General features: G+C 40.5%; 18 protein-coding genes. 5 read left to right on the top strand and 13 right to left on the bottom strand.

Annotation, left to right across the window (positions count from 1 at the left end; translation table 11 throughout):
* The first annotated feature begins 102 nt into the window (after positions 1-102).
* Positions 103-1,452, top strand: coding sequence for a Trk system potassium transporter TrkA (gene trkA, locus M1F55_RS01065; protein WP_049501845.1), 1,350 nt, complete (start codon positions 103-105; stop codon positions 1,450-1,452).
* 3 nt (positions 1,453-1,455) lie between these two features.
* A complete protein-coding gene (locus tag M1F55_RS01060) occupies positions 1,456-2,895 on the top strand; it encodes a TrkH family potassium uptake protein (protein WP_024056704.1) in 1,440 nt (479 codons plus the stop codon).
* A 337-nt stretch (positions 2,896-3,232) separates the two neighbouring features.
* Here the strand turns inward: M1F55_RS01060 and pflB are convergent, their stop codons facing one another.
* Complete coding sequence (gene pflB / locus M1F55_RS01055; RefSeq protein ID WP_000260633.1) at positions 3,233-5,548, bottom strand: formate C-acetyltransferase; 2,316 nt, start codon at positions 5,546-5,548, stop codon at positions 3,233-3,235.
* A gap of 238 nt (positions 5,549-5,786) precedes the next feature.
* Here pflB and dinB point away from each other — a divergent pair, with 238 nt between their 5' ends.
* Positions 5,787-6,848, top strand: coding sequence for a DNA polymerase IV (gene dinB, locus M1F55_RS01050; protein ID WP_000904599.1), 1,062 nt, complete (start codon positions 5,787-5,789; stop codon positions 6,846-6,848).
* A gap of 139 nt (positions 6,849-6,987) precedes the next feature.
* Here the strand turns inward: dinB and M1F55_RS01045 are convergent, their stop codons facing one another.
* Both M1F55_RS01045 and M1F55_RS01040 read right to left on the bottom strand, forming a co-directional pair.
* Complete coding sequence (locus tag M1F55_RS01045) at positions 6,988-7,833, bottom strand: undecaprenyl-diphosphate phosphatase (protein ID WP_247947083.1); 846 nt, start codon at positions 7,831-7,833, stop codon at positions 6,988-6,990.
* Positions 7,834-7,893: 60 nt separating this feature from the next.
* Positions 7,894-9,783: a DUF2207 domain-containing protein gene (locus tag M1F55_RS01040; RefSeq protein WP_049516139.1), complete on the bottom strand. Its 1,890-nt coding sequence runs from the start codon at positions 9,781-9,783 to the stop codon at positions 7,894-7,896.
* A gap of 138 nt (positions 9,784-9,921) precedes the next feature.
* Between M1F55_RS01040 and M1F55_RS01035 the strand changes: the two genes are divergently transcribed.
* Both M1F55_RS01035 and M1F55_RS01030 read left to right on the top strand, forming a co-directional pair.
* Positions 9,922-11,487, top strand: a complete 1,566-nt coding sequence (locus tag M1F55_RS01035) for an ABC transporter substrate-binding protein/permease (protein ID WP_049516136.1) — start codon at positions 9,922-9,924, stop codon at positions 11,485-11,487.
* Positions 11,487-12,227 (top strand): amino acid ABC transporter ATP-binding protein, encoded by a 741-nt coding sequence (locus M1F55_RS01030; protein ID WP_000189477.1) that lies wholly within the window; start codon positions 11,487-11,489, stop codon positions 12,225-12,227. The genes M1F55_RS01035 and M1F55_RS01030 overlap by 1 nt, the downstream gene beginning before the upstream one ends.
* 153 nt (positions 12,228-12,380) lie before the next feature.
* On the opposite strand, the gene M1F55_RS01025 is transcribed toward M1F55_RS01030, so the two are convergent.
* The 10 genes from M1F55_RS01025 to M1F55_RS00980 all read right to left on the bottom strand — a co-directional run bounded on the left by M1F55_RS01025 (position 12,381) and on the right by M1F55_RS00980 (position 22,026).
* Complete coding sequence (locus M1F55_RS01025; protein WP_001130035.1) at positions 12,381-12,596, bottom strand: capsule biosynthesis transcriptional regulator; 216 nt, start codon at positions 12,594-12,596, stop codon at positions 12,381-12,383.
* Positions 12,597-13,440: 844 nt separating this feature from the next.
* The gene (ilvA, locus tag M1F55_RS01020; protein WP_004256769.1) at positions 13,441-14,691 is read right to left on the bottom strand and encodes a threonine ammonia-lyase IlvA; all 1,251 of its coding nucleotides are present in this window, start codon (positions 14,689-14,691) and stop codon (positions 13,441-13,443) included.
* A 113-nt stretch (positions 14,692-14,804) separates the two neighbouring features.
* Complete coding sequence (gene ilvC / locus M1F55_RS01015) at positions 14,805-15,827, bottom strand: ketol-acid reductoisomerase (protein ID WP_000290683.1); 1,023 nt, start codon at positions 15,825-15,827, stop codon at positions 14,805-14,807.
* A 217-nt stretch (positions 15,828-16,044) separates the two neighbouring features.
* Positions 16,045-16,521: an acetolactate synthase small subunit gene (gene ilvN, locus M1F55_RS01010; RefSeq protein ID WP_001253803.1), complete on the bottom strand. Its 477-nt coding sequence runs from the start codon at positions 16,519-16,521 to the stop codon at positions 16,045-16,047.
* The gene (locus tag M1F55_RS01005) at positions 16,514-18,214 is read right to left on the bottom strand and encodes an acetolactate synthase large subunit (protein WP_004256767.1); all 1,701 of its coding nucleotides are present in this window, start codon (positions 18,212-18,214) and stop codon (positions 16,514-16,516) included. The genes ilvN and M1F55_RS01005 overlap by 8 nt, the downstream gene beginning before the upstream one ends.
* A gap of 200 nt (positions 18,215-18,414) precedes the next feature.
* Positions 18,415-20,082, bottom strand: a complete 1,668-nt coding sequence (locus M1F55_RS01000; RefSeq protein ID WP_023946709.1) for a DAK2 domain-containing protein — start codon at positions 20,080-20,082, stop codon at positions 18,415-18,417.
* Positions 20,083-20,084: 2 nt separating this feature from the next.
* Complete coding sequence (locus M1F55_RS00995) at positions 20,085-20,450, bottom strand: Asp23/Gls24 family envelope stress response protein (RefSeq protein ID WP_000216437.1); 366 nt, start codon at positions 20,448-20,450, stop codon at positions 20,085-20,087.
* A 155-nt stretch (positions 20,451-20,605) separates the two neighbouring features.
* Positions 20,606-20,794 carry a 50S ribosomal protein L28 gene (gene rpmB / locus M1F55_RS00990; protein ID WP_001140948.1) on the bottom strand — a complete coding sequence of 63 codons (189 nt, stop codon included), beginning with the start codon at positions 20,792-20,794 and terminating at the stop codon, positions 20,606-20,608.
* Between the two features lie 106 nt (positions 20,795-20,900).
* The gene (locus M1F55_RS00985) at positions 20,901-21,575 is read right to left on the bottom strand and encodes a LiaF transmembrane domain-containing protein (RefSeq protein WP_020902725.1); all 675 of its coding nucleotides are present in this window, start codon (positions 21,573-21,575) and stop codon (positions 20,901-20,903) included.
* 4 nt (positions 21,576-21,579) lie between these two features.
* On the bottom strand, positions 21,580-22,026 hold the full coding sequence (locus tag M1F55_RS00980) for a LytTR family DNA-binding domain-containing protein (protein ID WP_020901878.1): 447 nt from the start codon (positions 22,024-22,026) through the stop codon (positions 21,580-21,582).
* Positions 22,027-22,035 lie beyond the last annotated feature (9 nt).

The raw sequence follows: 22,035 nt of genomic DNA, 5'->3' as shown, positions 1-22,035 counted from the left end.
TTATAGCAAATTTCCTACTAAAAGCTCTGGTTATTAGCTAGTAGGTGCATTTTTTCTTGAAAAAAGGTATGATAGTTACATCATGAAAAAGTAGGTTTTAATATGAAAATTATCCTTGTCGGAGGGGGAAAAGTTGGTTTTGCCCTCTGTCGCTCCTTGGTTGCAGAAAAGCATGATGTTTTGCTGATTGAGCAAGATGAAGCTGTCCTCAATCATATTGTCAATCGCTTTGATATCATGGGTATCCTTGGCAACGGAGCTGATTTCACCATTCTTGAACAAGCAAGTGTCCAGGATTGTGATATCTTTATCGCCCTGACTGAATACGATGAAGTGAACATGATTGCAGCCGTTCTAGCCAAAAAAATGGGAGCTAAAGAGACCATCGTTCGGGTGCGGAACCCTGAATATTCTAACTCTTATTTCAAGGAAAAGAATATTCTCGGTTTTTCTCTTATCGTTAACCCTGAGCTCTTGGCTGCCCGCGCTATCGCGAATATCATTGACTTCCCCAACGCCCTCTCTGTCGAACGTTTCTTTGGTGGACGCGTTAGCCTCATGGAATTCACTGTTAAATCTTCCAGCGGTCTTTGCCAAATGCCCATTTCTGATTTTCGTAAAAAATTTGGCAATGTTATTGTCTGCGCTATAGAGAGGGATCATCAAATTATCATTCCAAGCGGTGACATGACCATACAGGATAAAGATAGAATCTTTGTCACTGGTAACCGTGTTGATATGATGCTCTTCCATAATTATTTTAAATCTCGTGCCGTGAAGAGCCTTCTTATTGTTGGAGCTGGTAGAATCGCCTATTATCTACTAGGTATCCTAAAAGACAGTCGTATTGATACCAAGGTTATTGAAATCAATCCTGAAATCGCTAGCTTCTTTAGCGAGAAATTCCCAAACCTCTACATCGTTCAAGGAGATGGTACCGCAAAAGATATCCTGCTGGAAGAAAGTGCTCAAAACTATGATGCCGTTGCGACTCTAACAGGGGTTGATGAGGAAAATCTGATTACCTCTATGTTCCTTGACAGGGTAGGTGTACAAAAAAATATCACCAAGGTCAATCGTACCAGTCTCCTCGAAATTATCAATGCGCCTGATTTTTCAAGTATCATCACACCTAAAAGCATCGCTGTAGATACGATTATGCACTTTATTCGTGGTCGGGTTAATGCCCAGTATTCAGACCTTCAGGCCATGCACCATCTAGCCAATGGCCAAATCGAAACCCTGCAATTTCATATCAAGGAAGCTAATAAAATGACTTCCAAACCTCTTTCTCAACTAAAACTAAAAAAAGGGGTTCTTATAGCAGCCATCATTCGAAAGGGCAAGACTATTTTCCCTACTGGGGAGGATATGTTGGAAGTTGGAGACAAGCTCCTAGTAACAACCTTGTTGCCAAACATCACCAAGATTTATGACTTGATCGCGAGGTAAGAAATGAATAAAAGTATGATTCGTTACCTCCTTTCAAAATTACTTTTGATTGAAGCTGTTCTTCTTTTGGTTCCTGTAGCTGTTGCTGTCTATTACCGTGAATCGAGCCAAGTCTTTACGGCCCTCTTTTCAACAATAGGGATTCTCGTATTACTAGGCGGTTCAGGAATTTTACAAAAGCCCAAAAATCAACGGATTTATGCCAAGGAGGGAGTCTTGATTGTTGCCCTCTGTTGGATCCTTTGGTCCTTCTTTGGCGGTCTCCCCTTTGTTTTTGCTAAGCAAATTCCCAGCGTTATCGATGCCTTTTTTGAAATCAGTTCTGGCTTTACAACTACTGGAGCAACTATTCTGAACGACGTTTCGGTTCTCAGTCGTTCCCTCCTCTTCTGGCGAAGTTTTACCCACTTGATTGGAGGGATGGGAGTGCTTGTTTTTGCACTTGCTATTATGGACAATGCCAAGAATAGCCACCTAGAAGTGATGAAAGCTGAGGTTCCTGGCCCTGTTTTTGGCAAGGTTGTATCCAAACTCAAAAATACTGCCCAGATTCTCTATCTCCTTTATCTAGCTCTCTTCTCCCTCTTTGTCATCATCTATTATCTGGCTGGCATGCCCCTATTTGATAGTTTTGTCATTGCCATGGGAACAGCAGGTACAGGAGGTTTTACAGTCTATAACGATGGAATCGCCCACTATGGTAGCTCACTGATTACCTATCTAGTTAGTATCGGAGTTTTGGTTTTTGGGGTAAATTTCAATCTCTACTACTACCTCATGCTCCGTCGCGTCAAAGCCTTCTTTGGAGATGAAGAACTTCGAGCTTACTTGGTCATTGTACTGCTTTCTACAGGCTTGATTAGCCTCAATACCCTCTATCTCTATCCAGGATTTTCAAAGAGTTTTGAAATGGCCTTCTTCCAGGTTTCCAATATCATTACAACGACTGGTTTTGGTTACGGAGACATTACCAACTGGCCCCTCTTCTCCCAGTTTATCCTTCTCTTCCTTATGGGAATCGGTGGTTCTGCTGGTTCAACCGCAGGTGGACTCAAGGTTATTCGAGGCCTTATCCTTTCAAAAATTGCTAAAAATCAGATTTTGTCAATTCTATCACCCCACCGTGTTTTGACCCTCCATGTTAATAAAACGGTAATTGACAAAGATACCCAGCATAAGATTCTCAAGTACTTTGTCATCTATTCTATGATTTTGCTATCCCTTATCTTTATTGTCAGCCTAGATAGCAATGATTTTCTGGTTGTGACCAGCGCTGTCTTTAGCTGTTTCAATAATATCGGACCTATTCTAGGAACCACTTCTAGCTTCTCAATCTTTAGTCCTATCTCAAAAATTCTTCTCTCCTTTGCAATGATTGCAGGTCGATTAGAGATTTACCCAATCCTACTTCTCTTTATGAAGAGAACTTGGTCTAAGAGATAAAATACAACCACACCTTGTGTCTTACAAAGTGTGGTATTTTTATTTTCATACTCTTCGAAAATAAAATTCAAACCACGTCAGCTTCGCCTTGCCGTATATGTGTGACTGACTTTGTCAGTCTTATCTACAACCTCAAAGCGGTGCTTTGAGCAACCTGCGGCTAGCTTCCTAGTTTGCTCTTTGATTTTCATTGAATATCAAATACCTCCCGCAACTCAACAAGTATCTTTGAATCCCGGTCAGACATTTCAATACCTGACTTAAGGAATTTAATAGTCCAAAAAATAACCCTCAGTCGTTTGACCGAGGGTTCCTTTTCCTTATTCAAGTTAATTGATTAGCTCAATGCATCATCCATTGAAAGAACTTCGTGGAAGACACGTTGTGTCAATTCAGTTTTTTGTTCTGGAGTGAGGTATTTAGTGTTTACACAGTATCCAGAGATACGTACGATAACGTCTTCACCTGACATGATCTTTTCGTAAACATCGTTCAAGTCCATAACGTTCAAGTTAACGTGTTGTCCACCGTTTTCGAAGTAACCATCAAGGATTGTTACCAAGTTATCAACTTGTTCGTCACGAGTCTTACCAAGCGCGCGAGGTGAAACTTGTGTAGTCAATGAGATACCATCAGCTGCGTAACTAAAGTCAAGGCTAGAAAGTGAGTTCAAGTTTTGCAACCATCCACCTTTAGCTTTATTAGATGGGTTAGCACCTGGTGAGAAGAATTCAAGTTTAGACAAGTTCACAGAACCATCTTCGTTGAGGTATACACCTTTGTGGACTGGTGAGTTACCAGTTTGTTTAGAGTAAGCAACGTTAGATGTGATTGTCAAAAGTGATACTGTAGCTTCTGCATCTTTGTAAAGTTTGTGGCTACGTAGACGAGTTGTGTAAGCTTCAATCAACCATTCTGCCAATTCGTTTGAACGAGGATCATCTTCACCCCAACGTGGGTATTCACCGATTGTTTCGTAATCGTAGATGTAGCCATTTTCGTCACGGATTGGTTTAACTGTAGCGTATTTGATAGCTGACAATGTATCAACAGTGTTAGCAAATCCACAGATACCGAATCCCATGTTCGCACGTTGTTTAGTTGGCAAGAAGGCCATTTGAACAGCTTCGTAGTTGTACTTATCAGTCATGTAGTGGATGATGTTCAAAGCATCTACGTAAGTATCAGTCAACCAGTCAAGAGATTTTTCAAAGTTTTCTTTAACTGATTCGAATTCAAGAACTTCGTCACGGATTGGTTCGATGTCAAATACTTTGTAGTCTTTGTGAACATCGTCGTAACCACCGTTCAAACCAGTAAGAAGAGCTTTCAATACATTTACACGTGCACCGAAGTACTGGATGTTGTGGCGTTGTTCTTCATTTTCTGGGTCAAGTGGAGACACACAGCATGAGATACAGCTCATTTCACCGTATCCGTCTTTGGCCATTGTTGTAACACCTTCGTATTGGATAGAAGAGTGTTTGTGGCTCATATGCATACAGTAGCGACGGAAGTTGTATGGCAATTTGTCAGTCCAAAGAACTGTCAAGTTTGGTTCTGGAGAGTTACCGATATTGTCAAGAGTGTTCAAGAAACGGTAGTCCATCTTAGTAACACGGTGACGACCGTCGTTACCCATACCAGCCATAGAAGTTGTGATGAAAGTTGGGTCACCTGAGTACAATTGGTCATAAGCTTTTGTACGAGCAAATTTAACTGTACGAAGTTTCATAACGAAATCATCAACGAATTCTTGGATTTCTGATTCAGTAAATGTACCACGAGCAAGGTCACGTTCTGCAAAGATGTCCAATACGATTGGCACACGTCCTAGAGATGTAGCAGCACCGTTGATAACACGGCAGACAGACATGAAGGCGATGTTAACCCATTGGATTGCTTCTTTAACGTTCATCGCTGGTTTGCGAACGTCAACTCCGTAAAGGTCACCCAAGCGAACAACTTGTTGCAATGCTTGGTATTGAAGGTTGATTTCTTCACGAAGACGGATTGTTTCTTCATCGATTTCTTCGATTGCATTCCAGTCGTTTACTTTTTCTTGCATCAAGTAGTCTGCACCGTAAAGAGCAAGACGTGCGTAAACACCGATAATACGTCCGCGTGAGTATGCATCTGGAAGACCAGTTACAGTGTGAGCGTGACGAGCGCGACGAATGTTTGAAGTGTAAGCGCGGAAGATACCGTCGTTAACTGTTGTTACGTATTTAGTGAAGATTTCGTGAACAGCTGGGTCTGGTTCGTATCCATTTTCTTTCAAAGTGGTTTCAGCCATACGGATACCACCTTTTGGCATGAAGTTCAATTTGAAGAGTTCGTCATTTTGGATACCAAAGATAACTTCGTTTTCTTTATCGATAAATCCTGCAGGGATATCAGCGATAGAAGTTGGACGAGTGTCCATTGGGAAACGAGTTTCTTCGTAGTGAGCCTTAGTTTCTTCTACAATTTTTTTGATGTGAAGTGAACGTTCTGTTGGTCCTGCAAGGAAGCTTTCGTCTCCGTCATAAGGTGTGTAGTTAGCTTGTACAAAGCGTGACACACTTGCTTTTTCTTTCCAATCTACGCCTTTGAAGCCTTCCCAAGCTTTGTCAAAAATATCTTGTGCTTCAACAACTGTCTTAACAACCATGTTAATGTCCTCTTTTTTCTTTCTAGTAACATCCATCTGTTACATTCATGAGACAAGTATACCATACAGTAACCGATTTCAACAAGTGATAAATCCCTATTTTTACACTTTCTTTTCTAAAACAGTCTATATTTTATCCCAAACTGTATTATATTTTTGAAAAAATTAAAGCCTTTTTTCTTTTTTTCAGAAAAAAGGGTATAATAAAAGAAAATAAGCAGTAAAAAGGGGACCAGACATGTTGATTTTTCCTTTATTAAATGATTTGTCAAGAAAAATCATCCATATTGACATGGATGCCTTTTTTGCTGCGGTCGAAATCAGAGATAATCCTAAACTCAGAGGAAAACCTGTCATTATCGGTAGCGACCCTCGACAAACAGGTGGGCGTGGTGTCGTTTCCACTTGTAGCTATGAGGCGCGAGCTTTTGGTGTCCATTCAGCCATGAGTTCCAAAGAAGCCTATGAGCGTTGTCCCCAGGCCGTCTTTATCTCAGGGAATTATGAGAAATACAAGACTGTGGGCCTCCAGATTCGAGCTATCTTTAAGCGTTATACAGATTTGATTGAACCCATGAGCATTGACGAAGCCTATTTAGATGTGACAGAAAATAAACTCGGTATCAAGTCAGCGGTCAAAATTGCTCGTCTCATTCAAGAGGATATCTGGCAGGAACTACACCTGACTGCTTCCGCAGGCGTCTCCTACAACAAATTCTTAGCTAAAATGGCCAGCGATTATCAAAAGCCACATGGTCTGACAGTGATTTTACCTGACCAGGCTGAGGATTTCCTCAAACAAATGGATATTTCCAAGTTTCATGGAGTAGGAAAAAAGACGGTGGAAAGACTTCATCAAATGGGTGTTTTTACCGGCGCTGATTTGCTTGAAGTCCCTGAAGTGACCCTGATAGACCGTTTTGGCAGACTGGGCTATGACCTTTATCGAAAGGCTCGTGGTATTCACAATTCCCCGGTCAAATCCAATCGTATCCGTAAATCAATCGGGAAAGAGAAAACCTATGGAAAAATTCTCCGTGCCGAGGAAGACATCAAAAAAGAGCTGACTCTCCTATCAGAAAGAGTCGCTCTCAATCTCAGTCAACAAGAAAAAGCTGGAAAAATTGTCATTCTGAAAATCCGCTACGAAGACTTTTCAACTCTGACTAAACGAAAAAGTCTGGATCAAAAAACGCAGGATGCTAGTCAGATCAGCCAAATAGCCCTGCAACTCTATGAAGAGTTGGACGAGAAAGAAAAAGGCGTCCGCCTGTTGGGAATTACCGTGACTGGATTTTAATACTCAATGAAAAATCAAAGAGCAAACTAGGAAGCTAGCCGCAGGCTGTACTTGAGTACGGCAAGGCGAAGCTGACGCGGTTTGAATTTGATTTTCGAAGAGTATAAAACCTTGAAGAGCTGCCCCTTCAAGGTTTTTCTCATACAAATAAACGGACAAAGCTATAAAGCAACAAGATACTACCAAGCACGATACGGTATTTACCAAAAAGGGTAAAGTCGTGTTTTTTCACATAACTGGTCAAGAAGCGAATAGCGACCATGCTGACTGCAAAAGCGACTCCCATGGCAACCAAGAGCAAGAACAATTGCCCGAAGTCCAAAAGTTGTCCTGCTTTTACAAATTTGAAAATCTTTAAGGCGCTAGCTCCAAACATAACTGGAATTCCAAGATAGAAGGTAAATTCCGTTACAACAGAACGACTGGTTCCATTTAACAAACCACCGACAATAGTCGCTCCTGAACGGCTAGTTCCTGGTAAAAGGGCAAGAACTTGGAAGAGTCCGATATAGAATGCTGTCGTATAAGGAAGTTTGTCCAACTCTGTTACACTTGGCTCTATAGCACGCGCTTCATTGCGCTTTTCCAAATAGATAAAGGCAATCCCATAGATAATCAACATGAGAGCAACAGAAACCATGTTATGGAAGTGGGTATCAAACCAATCATCAAATTTAAAGACGGCAAGTAAAGGCAAAGTGGCAACCAAGACCTTCAACCACAGTCTCCAAGTCTTACGAACTTCCTGCTTATCCTTAGTCGATTTGAAAGGATTGAGCTTGTTAAAGTAAATGACCATAACCGCTAAAATAGCACCAAGCTGAATCACGACATTAAACATGGACATAAAGGCTTCATTTTGATTTTGGTATTGGATAAACTCCTCTGCTAAAATCAAGTGACCTGTACTCGAAATCGGCAACCATTCCGTAATTCCTTCAACAATCCCGAAGAAGATAGATTTTAAAATTTCAATAAGATACATAGATTACTCCTTTTTCTATCTTCCATTATAGCATACTTTTTCAGTATATGGCAGTTCTCTTTAAAAGGCACCGATACTGCCACCGCCTCCTCCTCCAGAGAAGCCACCGCCAGAACTTCCACTTCCAGAAGATACGGAATAGGTACTTGCTGTGTTTGCGACGCTGGCATAATGGCTCATTTGCGCACTTGAATGATAAAACATACTATGCCAACCATAAGCTACATAGAGGTTGATATCTGGATTTTCCACTTGGATATGATGAACCTTCATCAAATGGCTGACCTTGTCCGCATAGCCAAATAAAGTCGCATAGACCAAGAGGCGATTCCAGACCACAATACTTTCCAATTCAGCCTGATCCAATCGTGCAATCTCACGCAACATATTTTCAAAACTGGTCCAGAGATAGTAGACTTCTGCCCCTGCTTCATTTAGGACACCATCACGATTATCTAGACGAAGCTTCCAATAATAGAAAACAGCCAAAACCAAACCTAGAAAACCAAGTATTGGCAAGGGGAGGTAAAGATAGCCATAAACATCCAAACTGTACAAGAACAAACCAAATCCGATAAATAAAGGCAAGATAGTAGAGAGTCCCATACCCACTTGCAAGGCCTTTTCCCCACCAGTTAAAGGACGATAATAATCTGGGAGCCCCCAGAAGGAAACTCGTTTTCTCACTCCTTCTTGCATCTGGTTCAATACTTCTTCAAAAGAAGATTTGAGTTGAAGCCCCTTTGCTTGAATCCGTTTTTCATCAGAGGCTTTTGCTCTACGATAAAGACTATCAGATACCTTGTAATCCGCAAACAAATTGGAAAGAGTTGCTTCTTTTTTGCCTGAAAAGGCCAGATTTAGACAGTCTATCTCAAAACTTGACAAGCCATCTTCTTTCACCAGTCTCAAGCCAACTGCATCTCCTTCTGAAATAATAGAAACATTCCCACGGTCTATCACATCTAGCAAGGTAGCTTGAATAAGTTGGTCAAAGGTAAATTTGCCAGCCCCCTTGACTAAGGGACTCACTTCCTCCAAGGAGGTCGAGTAAATAGCCTCCGATAAAACCATTGGTTCTAATTCCATTGGTGGCTCATAGAGACGATGATTTTTGGCATATTTGACTGAAGGAGTGGTCTTTCTTCTATAAATAAAATAGAAGCAGACACTCAATAACAAGGAAATGGAAAGTATCAAAGGAAACACCCAAGTGACGAGCTGCATACTCTGATCTTTTTCTCTAACAATCGAGTCTTCTATCTTATTAAACTCTTCTAAACGATTTCCTTTCAAGCCCTGATCCGTAGCGCTAGCAAAATCAGTTCGAGGCCAATAGGCATGCAATTCAACTCCACGCTTAGACGGAAGATTATCTAAACGAATAGTATAATCAAGGTTACTCTTTTCAATCGTTCCTTCTTTAAAGAGTTTCCCTGTATGGAAGTAGAGTTTTTCAGCCTCCTTTTCTCCCCTTACATGAAATTCAAACTTTCCAATAGCCCCTGAACTGTCTGTTAAAGGTTGCCAATTTAATTCAGCGATATCTTCATAAAGAAAAAGCAAGTTCTTTAAATTCCAGACAAGGTCAACTTCAACTGTGTCACCCTCCTGACCTGGATTATAAACTTTAACAGTATAACCATCTGCGCCTTCTATCACTTCGCTAGTAACGTCTGCTAGTTCATCACCATTTTTCGATGCCTGAACCTTTGGATGAGGGTCAATGTCAAATCCACTAGGCATCTTGCCAGCACGTCCCAGTCCCACGATTTGCCCCTTAAAGTCCTCCTCAAACTGATAAACTATCTTCTGTCTAAATTCTGCCGTATTGTCTGCATGAATATACAAATCTCCTTGATAAGAGTTTATCTTAAAATCAATGGCAAAAACCGAGAGTGGAAACATACAAAACAAACAAAATAACAGCAAGAAAAAAGTTTTTTTCATCAACTAAGCCCCCTTTTTATCTTTGCTATCATTATATCATTTTTTCTCAAGTAAGGGCTTACCTATATTGAAAAATAGAGTTTTTTTCGATAAAATAGGAGACAGTTATTTTTTAATAGATTAGAAATAGGAGAAATCATGAGAAAAATATACTTATCTATTTTCACAAGTCTCTTGCTGATGCTGGGACTTGTCAATGTTGCCCAAGCCGATGAATATTTACGCATCGGGATGGAAGCAGCATATGCTCCCTTTAACTGGACTCAGGACGATGATAGCAATGGGGCTGTCAAAATCGATGGAACCAACCAGTATGCTAACGGATACGATGTTCAAATCGCCAAGAAAATCGCTAAGGACTTAGGTAAAGAACCTTTGGTTGTTAAAACAAAGTGGGAAGGTCTAGTTCCTGCCCTTACTTCTGGTAAGATTGACATGATTATCGCAGGTATGAGTCCTACTGCCGAGCGTAAACAAGAAATTGCCTTTTCAAGCAGTTACTACACTAGCGAACCAGTTTTGCTTGTCAAAAAAGATTCTGCCTACGCAAGTGCTAAATCTTTGGATGACTTTAATGGTGCGAAAATCACTTCTCAACAAGGTGTTTACCTTTACGACTTGATTGCACAAATCCCAGGTGCTAAAAAAGAAACAGCCATGGGAGACTTCGCTCAAATGCGCCAAGCTCTTGAAGCTGGTGTCATCGATGCCTATGTTTCTGAACGCCCAGAAGCTCTGACCGCTGAAGCTGCTAACTCTAAGTTCAAGATGGTTCAAGTAGAACCAGGTTTCAAAACTGGAGAAGAAGATACAGCTATCGCCATCGGACTTCGTAAAGATGACACTCGTATTAGCCAAATCAATGCCAGCATTGAAACCATTTCAAAAGATGAGCAAGTTGCCCTAATGGATCGTATGATCAAGGAACAACCTGCCGAAGCTACAACAACTGAAGAGACTAGCAGTAGTTTCTTTAGCCAAGTCACTAAAATTCTTTCTGAAAACTGGCAACAACTCTTGCGTGGTGCTGGTGTCACTCTTTTGATTTCTATCGTCGGAACCATCACAGGTCTCATTATTGGGCTTGCCATTGGTGTTTTCCGTACTGCTCCTCTATCTGAGAATAAAGCCATTTATGGTCTACAAAAACTAGTCGGCTGGATCCTCAACGTCTACATTGAAATTTTCCGTGGTACTCCAATGATCGTTCAATCGATGGTTATCTACTATGGAACTGCCCAAGCTTTCGGTATCAACCTTGACCGTACACTGGCTGCTATCTTCATCGTTTCAATCAACACCGGAGCCTACATGACTGAAATCGTCCGTGGTGGTATCCTAGCAGTTGACAAGGGACAATTTGAAGCCGCTACTGCTCTTGGTATGACCCATAGCCAAACCATGCGTAAGATTGTCCTACCTCAGGTTGTCCGTAACATCCTACCAGCAACTGGTAATGAATTTGTCATCAATATCAAAGATACATCTGTATTGAACGTTATCTCTGTTGTCGAACTTTATTTCTCAGGAAATACCGTGGCAACACAAACCTATCAATACTTCCAGACATTTACAATCATCGCCGTGATTTACTTTGTCCTCACCTTCACCGTAACACGTATCCTACGCTTCATCGAACGCCGCATGGACATGGATACCTATACTACAGGTGCTAACCAAATGCAAACGGAGGATTTGAAATAATGACACAAGCAATCCTTGAAATTAAACACCTCAAAAAATCCTATGGACAAAACGAAGTACTAAAAGACATTTCTCTCACTGTCCATAAGGGAGAGGTCATCTCTATCATCGGAAGCTCTGGAAGCGGGAAATCGACCTTCCTACGCTCCATTAACCTTCTTGAAACACCAACTGATGGACAAATTCTTTATCATGGACAAAACGTCCTCGAAAAAGGCTATGATCTCACGCAATACCGTGAAAAGTTGGGGATGGTGTTCCAATCCTTTAACCTCTTTGAAAATCTCAACGTTCTTGAAAACACAATTGTCGCTCAGACAACTGTCCTTAAACGCGAACGTACAGAAGCTGAAAAGATTGCCAAAGAAAACCTGGAAAAGGTCGGCATGGGAGAACGCTACTGGCAAGCGAAACCAAAACAACTCTCAGGTGGTCAAAAACAACGTGTGGCCATCGCTCGTGCCCTCTCCATGAATCCGGATGCTATTCTCTTTGATGAACCAACATCAGCTCTCGATCCAGAAATGGTTGGAGAAGTCCTCAAAATCATGCAGGACCTGGCTCAAGAAGGCTTGACTATGATTGTCGTAACTCACGAAATGGAATTCGCCCGTGATGTCTCTCACCGTGTTATCTTTATGGATAAAGGTGTGATTGCTGAAGAAGGCAAACCAGAAGACCTCTTCACTAATCCTAAAGAAGACCGTACAAAAGAATTCCTTCAACGCTATCTCAAATAAAAAGAAAAGGCTGCATAAATCGTGCAGTCTTTTTGCTGTCCTCATACTCTTCGAAAATCTCTTCAACCCACTACAGTTGACAAAGAGCCGATTTTCATTGAGTATCAAAATGAAAAGGCAGACCCTATTCAAGAATCCACCATTATCCAAAGATTAATCTTCAAATTTTTCATGATTTTTATCATAGAAATCAATTAAACCTAGAGCCGTTTCAAACGAAATATTTTTTACTTTTGCACGCCCCTGCGCTAGAGCAATGATAGACATTTCACGCGCATTCGTTTCTTTAGAGATACGGTAGCCTGTGATCTTCTTATCACGAACCCAGCCAACAACTGATTCTACTTTTTCAAAGTTTGACTTAGCCATGTCCTTCTCCTATTTTCTTCTTTACGATATTTAATTGTATACGTTTTTATGTGTTTTGTCAATAAAAAAACATATATTCAATAAAATTAATGATTTATTTTTCTGTTACTATCTTATTAAAGCCTATAATATATAGGTTTTTAATTACTATAAACCATTAGTAAATACCTTTAAAATAATTGTATTATTAACTCTTTTGTTTGTAAAAATATTCATAATTTACAAATGCCAGTTCGGGATAGGTTAGACAGGTTTTATCTTCAACTTTATTCTATTTATCCAACTTTAAAACAATATTTCTAATAGTGAAAGACTTTCTCTCCACACTATTACTAACTATTATTTCTCTTCTCCTTCTTTGATATTCTTCCTGCCTTTATAAGCACTTTTCACTTGATCAACTGGTACTATTTATTTACTTTATCAATATTCCTTTTTATTTCTTCAAACCTATAAAAAGATGAGTAGTTAGGAGACAATAGTATCCTATCTTCTAACATTTTCCACTGTTTTTATCTTCTTAGTATCTTATCACTCTTCTCAGTTAACTCAGTATAAGGCTTCTCATTAGTATTGATTATTTTTTCTAATTCCTATTATATTTAACCAAATTTCAGATTAGACATATATAAAATAGTGGATTCTAAAAATACGCCTTATATATAACAAGTAATTTTACTCCCTTACTATAAACTGAATCAAAAAATAATAGGTACTATAATGACTTGTGATAGAAATAGCGTAATCGATTTCCTAAGTCCATAGGAATCGCCCCCTTTCTTCACCCTCATTATAGCACCTATACATCAGTTGTGCAAATAATATGATATTTTTTTATTAGTCCTCAGACAAGCATATTATAGAGCGTTTCATTACCATTTAAGTTAATATAAGATGGATCAAAACCTTCCATTCGACGAATCAAGCCTGCATAATCATGCTTATCTGCCAAGGCAATCCCAATCAATACTGGGCCTGTCCCCTTGCTAGCTCGTTTGATATACTCAAAACGTGTGATATCATCATTTGGCCCCAAGATATCATTTACAAACTCACGCAAAGCCCCCGGCCGCTGTGGAAAATTAACCACAAAGTAATGCTTGATCCCATCATAAATCAAGGCACGCTCTTCCATTTCCGGCATACGGTTGATATCATTATTTCCTCCAGAAATGATACAACAAATGGTTTTCCCCTTGATATATTCAGCTAAAACCTCTAAAGAGGCGATACTAGCCGCTCCAGCAGGTTCTGCGACAATCCCTTGCTTAGAGTAAAGGTCAATCAAGGTTTCAGAAATCAATCCCTCATCGACACCTACTAAGGTTTGAACATATTGACGAGTTGCTTCATAGGTCAATTGACCTACCTTTTGTACAGCAATCCCATCCGCAAATTTGTCAATTTCTTTGAGTTTAACAGGTCCACCAGCTTCAAAGGCAGCTTTCATGGAACGTGCCCCATTAGCCTCTACTCCGATGACTTCAATTTCTGGACTTGTTTCCTTGATATAGGTAGAAACCCCAGCAATGAGACCGCCACCTCCAACAGGAACTAAGACAGCATCAAAATCAATCGATTCTTTTCGAGCTTCTTCTAAAATCTCATAAGCAACGGTCCCTTGACCAGCCTGAACATGGGCATCATCAAAAGGATCAATAAAGGTACGATTTTCAGAGACTGTAAATTCTTGAGCTGCTTTGGCTGAGGCATCAAAAGTATCTCCAACTAATTTAATAGTCACGAAGTCCCCACCAAAAAAGCGAACCTGACCAATCTTTTGTTGCGGAGTAGTAATTGGCATGAAAATAGTTGCAGGAATCTTCATTTCATTGCAAGTATAGGCAACTCCCTGCGCATGATTCCCCGCAGAAGCGCAGACTACCCCACGCTCACGTTCTTCCTTGCTGAGCTGGGAAATGGCATAATAGGCACCACGAATTTTAAAAGAGCGAACACGTTGGGCATTTTCTTTTTTCAAATAAATCTTAGCACCATACTTCTCCGATAAATAATGGTCGTAATCCAGTGGGGTATTCACAACCACACCATTCAAGACCTTGTGAGCCTTGATTATATCTTTTGAACTTAACATCATTTTCTCCTAGACTATCTCATACTATCACAATCCATCCTCTTAAAAAAGAGATGAATTGATTATAAAAGCGAGTTAGTCCCCCAACTCGCCTTCACCTTAATTTCTATCAATTAGTTATAGATTTTGAATGCATCATCGTCGTTTTTACCAACGAATGGCATTGCTTTACGCAATTCTGCACCAACTTTTTCAATTTCAAGGTTAGCTGCTTGTTCACGGTAAGCAGTCAATTTTGGACGTCCAGCTTTATAGTCATTTACAAAGTCATTTGCAAATTTACCATTTTGGATATCTGCCAAGACAGCCTTCATATTTTCTTTTACTTGTTCAGTGATTACACGTGGACCTGATACATAGTCACCGTATTCAGCAGTGTTTGAAATAGATTGACGCATTTTCTTGAATCCACCTTCGTAGATCAAGTCAACGATCAATTTCATTTCGTGAAGAACTTCAAAGTAAGCCAATTCTGGGGCGTAGCCTGCTTCTGTCAAGACTTCGAAACCAGCTTCGATAAGGGCAGTCAAACCACCGCAAAGTACAGCTTGTTCACCAAACAAATCTTCTTCAGTTTCTTCTTTGTAAGTTGTTTCAAGAAGACCTACACGTGCAGCTCCAACACCTTTACACCAGTCCATAGCAATGTTTTTAGCATTTCCTGTTGCATCTTGGTATACTGCGTAAAGAGCTGGAACTCCAAATCCTTCTTCATAAGTACGACGTACCAAGTGTCCTGGTCCTTTAGGAGCACACATGAAGACATCTACATCTGCAGGTACTTTGATAAATTCAAAGTGAATGTTGAAACCATGAGCAAATCCAACTGCGTTTCCAGCTTCCAAGTTTGGAGCGATTTCTGCTTCGTACAATTCTTGTTGGATTTCGTCTGGTGCCAAAATCATGATAACATCAGCCAATTTAGTAGCTTCTGCTACTGTGTAAGTGTCAAATCCATCTTCTTTTGCTTTGTCAAAAGATTTACCTGGACGTACACCGATGATGACATCACGACCTGAGTCACGCAAGTTTTGAGCATGCGCATGTCCTTGTGAACCATAACCGATAACGGCGATTTTTTTACCGTCAAGTGCTGCTACTTTAACATCTTTTTCATATTCCATTTGAACTGCCATAGTTTTTTCTCTCTTTTCTATTATTTATTGCCTTTTAGGCTGGATTAACAAATTTAAAATATTTTTATACTCTATGAAAATCAAAGAGCAAATTAGGAAGCTAGCCGCAGGCTGCTCAAAGCACTGCTTTGAGGTTGTAAATAAGACTGACGGAGTCAGTAACATATACCTACGGCAAGGCAAAGCTGACGTGATTTGAAGAGATTTTCGAAGAGTATTAATCGCGGGTAAATCCAGTTGCACCAGTTCGAGCAATATTGCGAATACCGTATGGTCGAATGACTCGCAATAGAGCTTCACTCTTTTCAGCATTTCCTGTCATCTGAATGGTAATCGAGCTTGGCGCTACGTCTACCACTGTTGCACGGAAAGGTTGAATAATCGCTAGAATCTCAGCACGCTTCTCTGCTGGCGCTGACATCTTAACCAAAATCACCTCGCGCTCCAAGTGTGGTTTATCCGTAATATCTCGAATGCGAATCACATCAATCTGACGATTGAGCTGCTTAATGATTTGCTCCACTTCATCATGTGAAGCCACATCAATAATAATGGTGATACGCGATACATTCGGATCTTCTGTTGCTCCAACAGAGATGCTTTCAATATTAACCTGACGACGAGACAGGACACCGGTAAAGCGATTGAGGACTCCTGAACGATTTTGTAGTTTTGCTGTTAACATTCTACGCATGGAACTTCACCCCCAACATCTCATGATTACTCTTACCAGCTGGTACCATTGGTAGCACTTGTTCCTTACGAGAAATATCTACCTCGATTAGCATAGGAACATTCTCAGTAATGACTTCAAGGTCTTGAGCCAAGGTCTCAGGATTGTCAAACTTATAGTTTTTAATGCCATAAGCTTGTGCCATCAATTGGAAATCAGGAAGGGTATCAAAGACTGACTCTGACGTTCTACCTTCATAGAAGGATTCCTGCCATTGGCGAACCATTCCAAGTGAGTGGTTGTTCAGCATAACCACCTTGATTGGCACCTTGTAAATGTTCAAAATAGCCAATTCCTGATTAGTCATTTGGAAACCACCATCCCCAACAAACAAGACTACTTCCTTATCTGGGTTAGCAATTTTAGCACCGATTGCTGCTGGGATTCCAAATCCCATGGTTCCTAAACCACCTGAAGTCACTAACTGACGTTCATTTTGGTAAGGATAATACTGAGCCGTCCACATTTGGTGTTGACCAACGTCTGTTACTACAATGGCATCTCCGTTCGTCAATTCACCAATTCGTTCAATAACGGCCTGAGGTTGAACCACACGTTCTTTCTTATCATAAGAACGAACGCGGTTCTTGTCTTTAGTGACTTTTTCAATCCATTTCTCAGTATTGTTATGAACGGTTGGTTCAGCCAACAACATTTGCAAAGCTTTCTTAGCATCTCCAACTACAGGAATATCTGCACTGATAATCTTGCCAATCTCGGCTGGATCAATATCAATGTGAGCAACCTTAGCATTCTTAGCAAAGGTCTTAGGATTCCCCGTCAAGCGGTCATCGAAACGACAACCAATACTAATCATAAAATCAGCTTCCGTCATGGCAATATTAGCTGCGAATGACCCGTGCATGCCTCCCATTCCAAGGAAGAGTGGATGACTCGTTGCAATCGTTCCTTGTCCCAAAAGACTGGTTACCACTGGAATTTGATAGCGTTCTGCAAATTCATTTAATTCTGCAGCTGCTTCAGCATAACTAATCCCCCCACCAGCTAGCAAGACTGGCTTTTTAGCCTTGGATAATTGCTTCAAGATTTTCTTGATTTGCATATCATTTGGCTCAAGAGTCGGCTGATAGCTTGGTAGGTTCACTTCTGGTGAATAAATGAATTCTGTTTCCAAAGCAGATACATCTTTAGGTAGGTCAATTACGACTGGCCCTGGTCGACCTGTAGTTGCGATATGGACAGCTTCCGTAATGATACGCGGAATATCTGCCGTCTCACGAACTTGGTAATTGTACTTAGTGATTGGCATGGTAATTCCCACGATGTCTGCCTCCTGAAAGGCATCCTTCCCAATCCCTGCTCGCGCAACCTGTCCTGTAAAGACCAAAAGGGGAACACTGTCGCTCATGGCATCCGCAATCCCTGTAATGGCATTTGTTGCTCCCGGTCCGCTAGTGACGACGGCAACACCCAACTTTCCAGTTGATTTGGCATAACCTTCAGCTTCATGCAGACAACCTTGCTCATGGCGTCCTAGAATGTGGCGAATGCCTTTAAAATTATATATCGCATCATAAAAAGGCAAGACTGCACCACCAGGATAACCAAAGATGGTATCAATTCCTAAATCACGAAGTGTTTCCAAAACTAGGTCCGACCCCGTCTTAGGAGATTCTAAACTGATTTTCTCCATTGTTCCCCTTTCTCTTCTCTTAAAAATAACTTGTTACTATCATACCATTTTTTCAAAATTTTTCAAGAGAAAAGAAGAAATTTTCTGAATTTTCTATTTTAACGTTTATTTATGAATGTTATTTTTGTTTTTATTAAAAAGATACCGATTTCATTTACTAAAAAAGAAAAAAGAACTGATTTCTCAGTTCTTCATTAATCTTATTCCACACTGAATAGGTATGGGTAAACAGGTTGTTGACCTTGATGAATCTCGACTTCAACATCTTCGAATTCTTCTGCGATTTCTTGGGCAATTTCATTGGCAAGTTCTTCGCTTCCGTCTTCACCGACATAGAAGGTTACAATTTCACTATCTTCATCCAACATATGTTTCAAGGTTTCTGTCAAGGTTTGGTGCATATCAGGGTTTGACACGAGGATTTTCCCATCCACCATACCTAGATTATCGTTTTCATGGATTTCTAAGCCATCAATGGTTGTATCACGCACAGCTGTTGTGACGCTTCCACTAACGACATCGCTAAGAGCAGCAGTCATACGCTCTTGGTTTTCTTCTATGGACTTACTTGGATCAAAGGCGAGAAGACTTGTCAAACCTTGTGGCAAAGTACGAGCTTCCACCACTACTGCTGGTTGTTCCAAAACTTCTGCTGCAGATTGAGCTGCCATGAAGATGTTTTTGTTGTTTGGCAGGAAGATGATGTTACGAGCGTTAACCTGTTCAACAGCCTTGATAAAGTCTTCTGTTGAAGGGTTCATAGTTTGACCGCCTTCGATAACATAATCCACACCTTGAGAACGGAAGATATCTGCTAGACCTTTACCAGCCACTACAGCAATCAAAGCATACTCTTTTTCTTCAGCAGGCTTGCTAACTTGGGCAGTTTCTTTCTCAACCTGTGCTTCGTGTTGGTTACGCATATTGTCAACTTTTACCTTGACCAAGCTACCATATTTAAGACCTTCTTGCATAACAAGTCCTGGATCTTCTGTATGGACATGGACTTTGACAATTTCATCATCATTGACAACAAGGAGAGAATCCCCGAGTTCATTCAAGTAGTTACGGAATTCGTCGTAGTCAAAATCTTTGGCATAGGTTGGACCTTGCTTAAGAGCTACCATGATTTCAGTACAGTAACCAAAGGTAATGTCCTCAGTCGCTACGTGACCAGCCACAGACTTATGATGCTCTGCATTGATCATCTCACTCATATTGGCTGGAGTCGCTACAAAGTCCTCAGATGCAATATATTCGCCAGTAAGGGCTGAAAGGAAACCTTCGTAGATAAAGACCAATCCTTGACCACCTGAGTCCACAACACCAACTTCTTTCAATACTGGAAGCATGTCTGGTGTTTTAGCTAGAGCTGTTTTAGCACCTTCCAAGGCTGCGCGCATGACTTCAACAGCGTCATCTGTTTGCTCAGCTTTTTTCTTAGCACCGATAGCAGCCCCACGAGAAACTGTTAAAATCGTTCCTTCAACTGGTTTCATAACTGCCTTATAGGCAACTTCCACACCTGATTGGAAGGCAAGGGCCAAGTCTTGACCTGTTAACTCGTCTTTATCCTTGATGGCTTGTGAAAATCCACGGAAAAGCTGAGACGTAATAACTCCTGAGTTCCCACGCGCGCCCATCAAAAGACCTTTGGCAAGAATGCTCGCTACCTCTCCAACTGTAGAAGCTGGTTTGTCTGCAACTTCCTTAGCACCATTTTCAATGGTCATTCCCATGTTTGTTCCAGTATCTCCATCTGGAACTGGAAAGACGTTTAATGAATTGACATATTCAGCTTGCTTATTCAAACGAGTTGATGCAGCCTGCACCATTTCTTGAAATAGGCTAGTAGTAATTTTTGACACGGTTATTCTCCTACAACTTTGATATTTTGAATGTAGACATTTACAGTCTGAGCGGTAATTCCAAGTTGGTTTTCCAAACTAAAACGAACACGCTCTTGAATGTTTTTTGACACTTCGCTAATCTTTGTTCCGTAGCTCAACACGGTATATACATCAACTGCAATACTGCCATCTTCGGCCGCCTTTACGACGACACCTTTAGAATAATTTTCCTTACCTAGAAGGGCTTGGAAATTATCTTTGAGGGCATTTTTACTAGCCATACCGACCACACCAAAAATTTCAGTTGCTGCTCCACCTACGACGGTTGCAATCACTTCATCTGTTAGTTCGATTTGACCATCTTTTGTATTAATTTTTACAGTCATCCTTTTTACCTCAACTAGTTGATACTCTATTTTATCATATTTCAGCCCAAGTGTAAAAGCAGAATACTGTATCAGCGGATATTTACTCTATTTTTCAAATGATTTTATATCTACAGTAAAAGAAAAAAGACCCTAAGGTCTCCTTACTTTTATTATTAAACGCGTTCAACTTTACCTGATTTCAAAGCACGAGCTGAAGCCCAAACTTTTTTAGGTTTACCATCGATAAGAACAGTAACTTTTTGAAGGTTTGGTTTTACGGCACGTTTTGTTTGGTTCATCGCGTGTGAACGGTTGTTTCCTGATACAGTCTTACGACCTGTAAAGTAACATACTTTAGCCATTTGTGTTTTCCTCCTATTAGATCTAATATAGCGGATGTGCTAGCACCACATACTGTACTATGTTATCACACTTTCTTCATTTTTGCAAGGGAATTGGAAGATTTTTTTATTTAACGTAGACAATTCCCAACTTCCCAAAGGCCACATCTCCACGGATAATCAAGGTTTTGCTGGTTGGCGCTAGAGGAGTATCTGCCTTGGCTACGCCACAGAAAGTTTCTACCTTTAAATCAACTCCCCAATGTTTAGGAACATAGATAACTGCATTGCCAAAACCGACTTCCACTTTCAGAGTTGCGCTATCTCCTAAAATCTCTGCATTGTCATAATATATCTTGGCATTTCCAAAACCAACTTCTACTTGGTCGTCTACCAATTCTTGATTTTGCTTGTAGAAAGTCCCAGTCCCAAAAGCAACTTCCTTATCTGTAAGAATGGTCTTTTTACCATCATACCACCATTTTTTCCCATTCCAAGTTCTGTTAGAATGAGTGAGTGCGCTGACACCCATTACGATTAAAATACTTGCCCAGAACAATGACTGATTGGGAATTGGTAAAATGCCATAAAAGTGGTTAGCAATCATTAAGGCTACTAGAGCTGTAAAAGAGGCTGAAGTTAAGTGACGACGCAACAAAGCTCCAACTGATTGATAGGCAAAAAATGCAATACCAAGCAAGGGCCAAATTTGCCCACCGAATGAAGGGATTCCAAAATTTCCTTGTAATAATATTAAAGCTGCCAATACTAGCAACACAATACCAAATGCTTTCTTTTTCATGTTCTTACCTCATGTTTCTTAGATTTTCTTTTAGGAGGGATTGGTAATGTCGTGAGACATGAACCTCCTTGTGGGTCTGATAAAAGGAAATGGTGCCCGTTCCTGAAAAGGACTTGTCCACCGAGTAAACTTGCCGAATATTAGCAATGGTCGACTTGGATACTCGACTGAAATAACGGGGCAGGATAGACTCTAACTCATAGAGTTTAAGTCGAACCTCGTAGGCATCTTTCTGGGTATGGGCGTAAATCTTGTTCCCCTCTGTTTCAAAGAAAAGAATTTCCGACAAGTCCAGATAATATTCACCCGTCCCCTTGTAAAAAATCAACCTAGGAGACTTGGATTCTTGCAAGAGGCGCTGTAAATCCGCAATCTCATCTGTCAAAGCCGCTGCCTTGATGACAATTTCAGTTTCCTCTAAATTGCTGTCAATTTCGATTCGTAACTTCATTCCATATCC

It is taken from the genome of Streptococcus mitis, from assembly GCF_023109235.1.
GTDB classification, from domain to species: domain Bacteria; phylum Bacillota; class Bacilli; order Lactobacillales; family Streptococcaceae; genus Streptococcus; species Streptococcus mitis_DA.
Note: the sequence above shows the minus strand (reverse complement) of the source record. Positions and strands in the feature narration are given on the sequence as shown.